Origin of the sequence: Agrococcus sp. HG114 (genome assembly GCF_024723325.1) — a bacterium.
Taxonomy (GTDB): domain Bacteria; phylum Actinomycetota; class Actinomycetes; order Actinomycetales; family Microbacteriaceae; genus Agrococcus.
Genome location: NZ_JANQCH010000097.1, coordinates 1 through 8,605 on the forward strand (window position 1 = coordinate 1; position 8,605 = coordinate 8,605).

General features: G+C 74.6%; 8 protein-coding genes. 7 read left to right on the forward strand and 1 reads right to left on the reverse strand.

The genetic code is table 11. The annotated features are described in order from the left end of the window. The 3 genes from NWP09_RS09620 to NWP09_RS09630 form a co-directional block, all read left to right on the forward strand. A partial coding sequence (locus NWP09_RS09620; RefSeq protein ID WP_258275296.1) for a hypothetical protein occupies positions 1-1,022 on the forward strand: 1,022 nt, incomplete at its 5' end. A gap of 43 nt (positions 1,023-1,065) precedes the next feature. After that, complete coding sequence (locus NWP09_RS09625; protein ID WP_258275297.1) at positions 1,066-1,968, forward strand: PfkB family carbohydrate kinase; 903 nt, start codon at positions 1,066-1,068, stop codon at positions 1,966-1,968. Beyond that, positions 1,965-4,382 (forward strand): glycoside hydrolase family 65 protein, encoded by a 2,418-nt coding sequence (locus tag NWP09_RS09630; protein ID WP_258275298.1) that lies wholly within the window; start codon positions 1,965-1,967, stop codon positions 4,380-4,382. The genes NWP09_RS09625 and NWP09_RS09630 overlap by 4 nt, the downstream gene beginning before the upstream one ends. Here the strand turns inward: NWP09_RS09630 and NWP09_RS09635 are convergent. After that, positions 4,339-4,743 carry a phage holin family protein gene (locus NWP09_RS09635; protein ID WP_258275299.1) on the reverse strand — a complete coding sequence of 135 codons (405 nt, stop codon included), beginning with the start codon at positions 4,741-4,743 and terminating at the stop codon, positions 4,339-4,341. The genes NWP09_RS09630 and NWP09_RS09635 overlap by 44 nt on opposite strands. A gap of 60 nt (positions 4,744-4,803) precedes the next feature. On the opposite strand from NWP09_RS09635, the gene NWP09_RS09640 reads away from it, so the two are divergent. The 4 genes from NWP09_RS09640 to NWP09_RS09655 form a co-directional block, all read left to right on the forward strand. Beyond that, complete coding sequence (locus NWP09_RS09640) at positions 4,804-5,862, forward strand: histidinol-phosphate transaminase (RefSeq protein WP_258275300.1); 1,059 nt, start codon at positions 4,804-4,806, stop codon at positions 5,860-5,862. Beyond that, positions 5,859-6,962: a thiamine pyrophosphate-dependent enzyme gene (locus tag NWP09_RS09645; RefSeq protein WP_258275301.1), complete on the forward strand. Its 1,104-nt coding sequence runs from the start codon at positions 5,859-5,861 to the stop codon at positions 6,960-6,962. Before NWP09_RS09640 ends, NWP09_RS09645 begins: the two co-directional genes overlap by 4 nt. Before the next feature lie 14 nt (positions 6,963-6,976). Continuing rightward, positions 6,977-7,939 (forward strand): alpha-ketoacid dehydrogenase subunit beta, encoded by a 963-nt coding sequence (locus NWP09_RS09650; protein ID WP_258275303.1) that lies wholly within the window; start codon positions 6,977-6,979, stop codon positions 7,937-7,939. 47 nt (positions 7,940-7,986) lie between these two features. Next, on the forward strand, positions 7,987-8,605 hold a 619-nt coding region (locus NWP09_RS09655; RefSeq protein WP_258275302.1), incomplete at its 3' end, for a biotin/lipoyl-containing protein.

Here is an 8,605-nt window from a genome sequence, read left to right on the forward strand (position 1 = left end):
GGCTCGTCGCGGTGCCGCTCGCCGCGAGGCTCGCCGCGGTGCACCCGCGCCAGGCCGCGCAGGTCATCGCGCTCGCCGAGCGCGCGGGCCGCTCGGTCGAGCCGCTCCTCGAGCAGGCGGGGGCGTTCTGGGAGCGGGCCGGGGAGCTGCTGCTCGCGAACCCCGCCTTCGTCGACGCGCTCGCCCTCGCGCTCGAGTCGAGCGACGAGGCGCTCGCGGGCTTCCTCGGGGTGCCCGTCGGCACCGCGCGCACCTTCGAGTCGACGCTCGGCGAGGAGGAGCTGCTCGCGGCGATCGCCGCCGGCATCGTCGTGGGCGCGCGCGTCGGCGGCGCGGCTCCCGTCGCGGTCGCGCAGCTGAAGCCGGTGCCGCCGAGGCCCCGACCGGTGTCGTCGCCGGCCGAGGCGATGCGGGTCATCAGCGAGCAGCGGCAGCAGGTCACGATCCACGAGCACCGGATGCCGGACGGCTCGCGCCGGTTCCAGGTGTTCATCGACGGCACCCAGGAGCGCGGCCTCGACGCGCTCGCGAACGTCGAGAACGCGGTCTCCGGCCGCCACGGCCTCGCCGGCTCGGACGCCGCGGTCGTCGAGGCGATGGAGGCGGCGGGCATCGGCCCGCACGACCGCGTCGACCTGTTCGGCTACTCGCAGGGAGCGGCCGTCGCGGCGAACATCGCCGCCTCGGGCCGCTTCGACGTGCGCTCCGCGCTCCTCGTCGCAGGCCCCGTCGCGACCGCCGAGCTGCCGCCGGAGGTCGCGGTGCTGAGCGTCGCGCACGAGGGCGACCTCGTCGCCGCGACCGACGGGGTCGCCGAGCGCGACGGCACGCGCACGCTGCTGCTCGAGAGCGCGAGCGACGAGGGCTCCGGGGCGCTCGCCCGCCACTCGCGCGACGAGTACGTCGCGACGCTCGAGTCGACGGACGACTTCGTCGTCGCGCACTGGCGCGAGCGCATGGAGCGGATGACCGCGGGCGCGACCGGCGCAGCGGCGCACGAGGTGGCGCTGCGGCGGCGCTGACGCGGTCGGCTCGCGTCGAGGCCGCCGTGGCTATGGTCGGGGCGTGGACGGACAGCGGAACGGCGCGATCGCCGTCGTCGGCCAGGCGGCGCGCGACCTGGTGCTGCGCACCGACGGCCTGCCCGGCGCGGGAGGCAGCGCTCGCGTGGCGCAGCGCATCGAGCGGCTCGGCGGGAAGGGCGCGAACATCGCCGTCGGCATCCACCAGCTGAACCCGGAGGTCGCGCCGTCGCTCATCGCCGTCCTCGGCGACGACCACGCGGGCGCCGAGGCGCTCGGCGAGGCGCAGGCGTCGGGCCTCGACGTGCGCCACGTCGCGCGGCGGGGCAGCACCGCCCTGCTCGTCGACCTCGTCACGGCCGCCGGAGAGCGGCGGCTGCTCGAGGACGTGCCGGAGACCTCGCTGCTCTCGGTGGCAGACGTCGAGCGGGCATCCCCGGCGCTGCGGAGCGCCGGGATCGTGGTGCTCCAGCTGCAGCAGCCCGCCGACGCCGTGCTGCGTGCCGCGCAAATCGCGGCGGAGGCCGGCGCGCGGCTCGTGCTCGACGGCGCGATCGGCGGCGCCGAGCGGGATGCGCTCCTGCCGCTGGCATCGGTCGTGCGCGCCGACGCGCGCGAGGCGTCCGCGCTCGCGGGCGTCGAGATCGGGGGATGGGATGACGCGGAGGCCGCGGCCGCCTCGCTGCTCGACCGCGGCCCCGAGGTCGTCGCGCTCGGGGTCGACGAGGGCGACCTCGTCGCGTGGCCCGGCGGCTCGCGCCGCTTCCCCCACGGGGACGAGCCCGTGCTCGATCCGACCGGCGGCGGCGACGCATTCGTCGCCGGGCTCGTGACGGGGCTGCGACAGGGGGACGACCCTGTGCTCCTCGGGCAGCGCGCGACCAGGGCCGCGGGCGCCGCGGTGCGTCGCCTCGGCGGGCGGCCGCACCTGGGAGCCGCGGGGTGACCGGGCCGCTCGGCATCGAGGTCGACCCGTGGAGCGTCCCGATCCGGGGCGTCGACGCGTCGCGGCTGGCCCACCGCGAGTCGCTCCTCGCGCTCTCGAACGGGCACATCGGATGGCGCGGCAGCCTCGACGAGGGCGACCCGCGCGGCGAGCCCGGCACGTACCTGAACGGCGTGTTCGAGGAACGGCCGATGCCCTACGCCGAGGAGGGCTACGGCTACCCGAGCGTCGGGCAGAGCGTCATCAACGTCGCGAACGGCCAGCTCATCCGGCTGCTCGTCGACGACGAGCCGTTCGACGTGCGCAGCGGCCGCCTCGACCGGCACGAGCAGCGGCTCGACCTCCTCGCGGGCACGCTCGAGCGGGACGCGGAGTGGACGTCGCCCGTGGGCCGCTCCGTGCGCGTGCGCTCGACCCGGCTCGTCTCGTACACGCACCGCTCGATCGCCGCGGTGCGCTACGCGGTGGAGGCGCTCTCCGCGCCGGTGACCGTGACCGTGCGCTCCGAGCTGCTCGCGAACGAGAGCCTCGAGGACGTGCATCCCGACCCGCGCGTGCAGGAGGCGCTCACCGAGCCGCTCCAGGGGGTGCTGCACGCCGTGCGCGGCACGGCGGCGACCCTCGTGCACCGCACGCGCCGCAGCCGGCTCGGCATCGGCGTCGCGATGGACCACGTGATCGCCGGGGCGGGCTCGAGCGCCCCCGCGGTCTCGACCGACGCATCCGCCGATCTCGCGCGCACGACCATCACGGCGGTGCTCGCGCCCGGGGAGCGGCTCGAGATCGTGAAGGTCGTCGGGCACGAGTGGTCTGCCGACCTGGCGCCGGCGACGCTCCGCGACCGCGCCGAGGGCGCCGTGGCCGACGCCGTGCGCGACGGCTGGGACGCGCTCGTCGCCGGGCAGCGGGAGCGACTCGCCGAGTACTGGCGATGCGCCGACATCGAGGTCGACGGGTCTCCCCGGCTGCAGCAGGCGGCGCGCTTCGCGCTCTTCCACGCGTTCCAGCAGGCGGTGCGCCTCGAGCTCCGATCCGTGCCGGGCAAGGGCCTCACCGGCACCGGCTACGAGGGCCACACGTTCTGGGACTGCGAGGCGTTCGTCCTCCCGCTGCTGACGTCGACGCTCCCGGAGGCCGCGGCGCAAGCGCTGCGATGGCGGCACGCGACCCTCGGGCACGCGAGGAGGCGGGCGGCGGAGCTGCGGCTCGCGGGCGCGAGCTTCGCGTGGCGCACGATCGACGGCCGCGAGAGCTCGGGCTACTGGCCCGCGAGCACCGCCGCGTTCCACGTGAACGCCGACATCGCGGCCGCGGTGCTCCAGCACGTGCGCGCCACGGGCGACGAGGCGCTCGAGCGCGAGGTCGGGCTCGAGCTGCTCGTCGAGACGGCTCGGCTGTGGCTCTCGCTCGGCCGCTGGGACGAGCGGGGCGGGTTCCACCTCGACGGCGTCACCGGACCGGACGAGTACTCGGCGCTCGCCGACGACAACGTCTACACCAACCTCGCGGCGCGGGTGAACCTCGCCGGCGCGGCCGACGCCGCGCGACGGCACCGCGACGTCGCGATCCGGCTCGGCGTCCGGCACGACGAGATCGAGCGGTGGGCCAAGGCGGCGGCCGCGATGACCGTGCCCTTCGACGAGGAGCTCGGCGTCCACCCCCAGTCGGCGGGCTTCACCGCCCAGGAGCGGTGGGACTTCGAGCGCACCGGGTCCGACGAGTACCCCCTGCAGGACCGCTTCCCGTACGTCGAGCTGTACCGCAAGCAGGTCGTCAAGCAAGCGGACCTCGTGCTCGCGCAGGTGCTGTGGCACGAAGCGTTCACGCCCGCGCAGAAGGCACGCGACTTCGCCTACTACGAGGCGCTCACGGTGCGGGACTCGTCGCTCTCGGCCGTGCCGCAGGCCGTGATCGCTGCCGAGCTCGGGCATCTCGACCTCGCGGCCGACTACCTCGCGGAGGCGGCGACGATCGATCTCGACGACGCGCAGGGCGACACCGCGGAGGGGCTCCACCTCGCCTCGCTCGCCGGCACGTGGACGGCGGTCGTCGCCGGCTTCGGCGGGATGCGGGCGAGCGCCGCGGGCCTGCGCTTCTCGCCGCGGCTGCCGCGGCACCTGACGCGGCTGAGCTTCGGCATCCGCGTCGACGGGCGCGTGCTGCGCGTGGAGATCCACCCCGATCGCTCCGTCTACCGGCTCGACGCCGGAGCGCCGCTGCGGCTGCGCCACTTCGACGAGGAGCTCGAGGTCGAGGCCGGCCGCGACGTCGAGGCGACGACCCCGCCGCTCGAGCCGCTCGGGCCGGCGCCGCGCCAACCGCGGCATCGGGCGCCGCGTTCCTTCGCCGACGCGCTCGGCGACTCCGGGCTCAGCGCTCCCGAGGGCGCTCCTTGCCGAAGATCGGGCGCGTGACGATCGTGATGAGCCACGTGAGGAACCCGATGCACACGGCCGCGAGCATGCCGAGCCAGAAGCTCTCCACGCGGATGCCGAAGCCCACCGACTGCGAGATCCAGTGCACGATCATGAGCAGGAACGCGTTGACGAAGAGGGCGACGATGCCGAGCGTGAGGATGTAGAGCGGGAACGCGACGATCCGGATGAGGTTGCCGAGCGTCGCGTTCACGAGCGCGAACACGAGCGCGACGCCGAGCGTCGTCACCGCGACGTGCCACCACGCGGGGCCGAACGGCAGGATCTGGATGCCCGGGAGGAAGAGCGTGACGAGCCAGATGGCGACAGCGGTGAAGACCACGCGCAGCAGGAATCGCATGCTCGCGATTCTGGCACCCATATCCCCGCGGGGCTTCGAGGCTCGCAATAGCCTGAGGCGGTGACCGTGCGACTTCGACCCGAGATTGCGGCCGTCCCCCCGTACCAGCAGGGGCGACCCGCCCCCGAGGGCGGGTTCAAGCTCTCGAGCAACGAGAACCCCTTCCCACCGCTGCCCGCGGTCGTCGAGGCCGTGCAGCGCGAGGCCGAGCGGGTGAACCGCTACCCGCGGCCCGGCTCGCCGCTGCTGCAGCAGGCGCTCGCGCGCGAGCTGGGCGTCGACGCCGAGCGCATCCTCATCGGCGACGGCTCCGCGTCGCTGCTGCAGCAGCTCATCCACGCGGTCGCGGGCGTCGGCGACGAGGTCGTCTACGCGTGGCGCTCGTTCGACGCGTACCCCCTGTTCGTCCGCACGGGCGGCGCGACGCCCGTTGAGGTGCCGCTCGGCCCGGACCACGAGCACGACCTCGACGCGATGGCCGCGGCCATCACCGAGCGCACGCGCGCCGTGCTCGTGTGCAGCCCCAACAACCCGACCGGCACGATCGTCGACCCGGGCGAGCTCGAGGCCTTCCTCGACCGCGTGCCCTCCGACGTGCTCGTGATGCTCGACGAGGCCTACGTCGAGTTCGTCCGCGAGCCGGTCCCCGACGGCATCGCGCTGCAGCGGCAGCGCGACAACGTCGTCGTGCTCCGCACCTTCTCGAAGGCCTACGGGCTCGCGGGGCTGCGCGTGGGCTACGCGGTGGGCGACCCGGCCGTGCTGCGCGGCGCCGACCTCACGGGCGTGCCGCTCTCGCAGACAGCCCTCGGCTCGGCCGCGGCGATCGCGGCGCTCGAGCACCGCGACGAGAACCTCGAGCGCATCGAGCAGATCGTGCAGCATCGCGACGCGCTCTGGCGGGCGCTCGTCGACGCCGGCGTCGCGGTGCCGAGGCCGCACGGCAACTTCCTGTGGGTGCCGTCGCGCCCGGGGCAGGAGGACGCGATCCACGACATCCTCTTCGCGAACCGCCTCGTCGCGAAGGTGTTCCCCGAGGGCACGCGCATCTCGGTCGGCGAGCCCGAGGCCGACGAGCTCGTCGTCGCGGCCGCCACGGCGATCCAGGCCCTCCAGTGACCGACCCCATCCGCCTGCTCGACGCCGACGGCGCGCTCGTCGAGACCGACGCGAACGCGCAGTGGCGCGAGCTCGCCGACGAGCTCACGACCGACGACCGGCTCGCGATGCACGGCGAGATGGTGCGCACGCGCCGCTTCGACATCGAGGCGGGGCACCTGCAGCGGCAGGGGAAGCTCGGCCTCTGGGTGCCGTCGATCGGCCAGGAGGGCGCGCAGGTCGGCGCCGCGTGGGCTGCCCGCGAGCAGGACACGCTCTTCCCCAGCTACCGCGAGCACCTCATCGCCCTGCACCGCGGGGTGCGCATGGACCAGATCATCGACGTCTTCCGCGGCGCGCGCCACGGCGGCTGGAACCCGCTCGAGACGCGCGGCATGCGCATCTACGCGCTCGTGATCGCGACGCACGCGCTGCACGCGACGGGCTACGCGATGGGGATCCGCTTCGACGGCAGGTGCGGCACGGGCGACGCGACGAGCGACGAGGCGGTCATGGCGTTCTACGGCGACGGCGCCGCGAGCCAGGGCGACGCGAGCGAGGGGCTCGTGTTCGCCGCGAGCTACGACGCGCCGGTCGTGTTCTTCGTGCAGAACAACAAGTGGGCGATCTCGGTGCCCTCGACGCGGCAGAGCCGGTTCCCGCTCCACGAGCGCGCGCGCGGCTTCGGCCTCGACGCCGCGTGGGTCGACGGCAACGACCCGCTCGCGTCGTTCGCGGTGACGAGGCGGATGCTCGACGAGGCCCGGCAGGGCCGGCCCGGCTACGTCGAGGCCGACACGTACCGCATGGGCGCCCACACGACGAGCGACGATCCCACGCGTTACCGCTCGCGCGACGAGGAGGAGGCGTGGGGCCGCCGCGACCCGATCGCGAGGCTCGCCGCCCACCTCCGCTCGGTCGGCGTCGACGACGCCGCGCTCGCCGAGCACGAGCAGCGCGCGGCCGACGAGGCCGCCGACATGCGCCGCCGCATGCTCGAGGCGGAGAGCGCGGTGAGCGACGACATCTTCGACCACGTCTACAGCGAGCCGCACCCCTTCATGGCCGAGCAGAAGGCCGCGCTCGCCGAGTTCGAGGCATCGTTCGGGAGCGACGCGTGAGCGCCGGCGAGACGATGCCGATCGCGAAGGCGCTGAACAGCGCCCTCCGCGAGGCGATGCGCGCCGACGAGCGCGTGCTGCTCATGGGCGAGGACATCGGGCCGCTCGGCGGCGTGTTCCGCATCACCGACGGCCTGCAGGCGGAGTTCGGCGAGCAGCGCGTGCTCGACACCCCGCTCGCCGAGGCGGGCATCATCGGCACCGCGATCGGCCTCGCGATGCGCGGGTACCGGCCGGTCGTCGAGATCCAGTTCGACGGGTTCGTCTACCCCGGCTTCGACCAGATCGTCTCCCAGCTCGCGAAGCTCACCGCGCGGCACCGCGGCGCGATCTCGATGCCCGTCGTCATCCGCATCCCCTACGGCGGCCACATCGGCGCCGTCGAGCACCACCAGGAGAGCCCCGAGGCCTACTTCGCCCACACCGCGGGCCTGCGCGTCGTGAGCCCCTCGACGGCGAACGACGCGCACTGGATGCTGCGGCAGGCGATCGAGAGCGACGACCCGGTCGTCTTCCTCGAGCCGAAGGCGAAGTACTGGTCGAAGGGCGAGGTGCTGCCGCAGCCGACCGCGGGCCTGCACGAGGCCGTCGTCGCCCGCACCGGCGACGACGTCACGCTCATCGGCCACGGCGCGATGGTGCATGTGCTGCTGCAGGCGGCGCAGATCGCCGAGGGCGAGGGCACGAGCTGCGAGGTGATCGACGTGCGATCGCTCTCGCCGGTCGACTGGGCCCCGCTCGTCGCGTCGGCGCAGCGCACGGGCCGCGTCGTCGTCGCGCAGGAGGCGCCGGGCCACGTGTCCGTCGGCTCCGAGATCGCCGCGACGCTCGCCGAGCGCGCGTTCTACTCGCTCGAGGCGCCCGTGCAGCGGGTGTCGGGGTTCGACACCCCGTTCCCGCCCGCGCAGCTCGAGGACGTGTACCTCCCCGACGCCGACCGCGTGCTCGCGGCCGTCGACCGCGCGCTCGCCCACTGACCATCGGCCCACTGCCCACTGGCCCACTCACACGGAAGGACCCTCCCATGCAGGAGTTCAGGCTGCCCGACCCGGGCGAGGGCCTCACCGAGGCCGAGATCGTCTCGTGGCGCGTGCGCCCGGGCGACGCGGTCGCCGTCAACGACGTGCTGCTCGAGGTCGAGACCGCGAAGTCGCTCGTCGAGCTCCCGAGCCCGTTCGCGGGCACCGTCGAGGCGCTGCTCGTCGAGGAGGGGCAGACCGTCGAGGTCGGCACGCCGATCATCCGCGTCTCCGGCGGCGACCCCGACGAGGTGGCCACCTCGCAGCCGACCGAGCAGCACGTCGAGGCGGATGCGGACGGCGGCGCCGTGCTCGTCGGCTACGGGGTGCGAGGCGGTGCCGAGACCCGGCGCCGCAAGCCCCGCACCGTCGAGCACCCGCCTTCTGCAGCATCGGAGCCGGCGCCCCCGGCGCCGGACGCTCCCGCCGAGCCGCGCGACGCATCCGCCCCCGTGCTCGCGAAGCCGCCCGTGCGCAAGCTCGCGAAGGACCTCGGCGTGGACCTGCGCTCGGTCCCCGCGACGGGGCGGTTCGGCGACGTGACGCGCGACGAACGCATCCACCTCGAGCCCGCGGGCGAGGCCGCGATGCAGCACCGCGTTCGCGAGCGGGTCGGCGCCCATC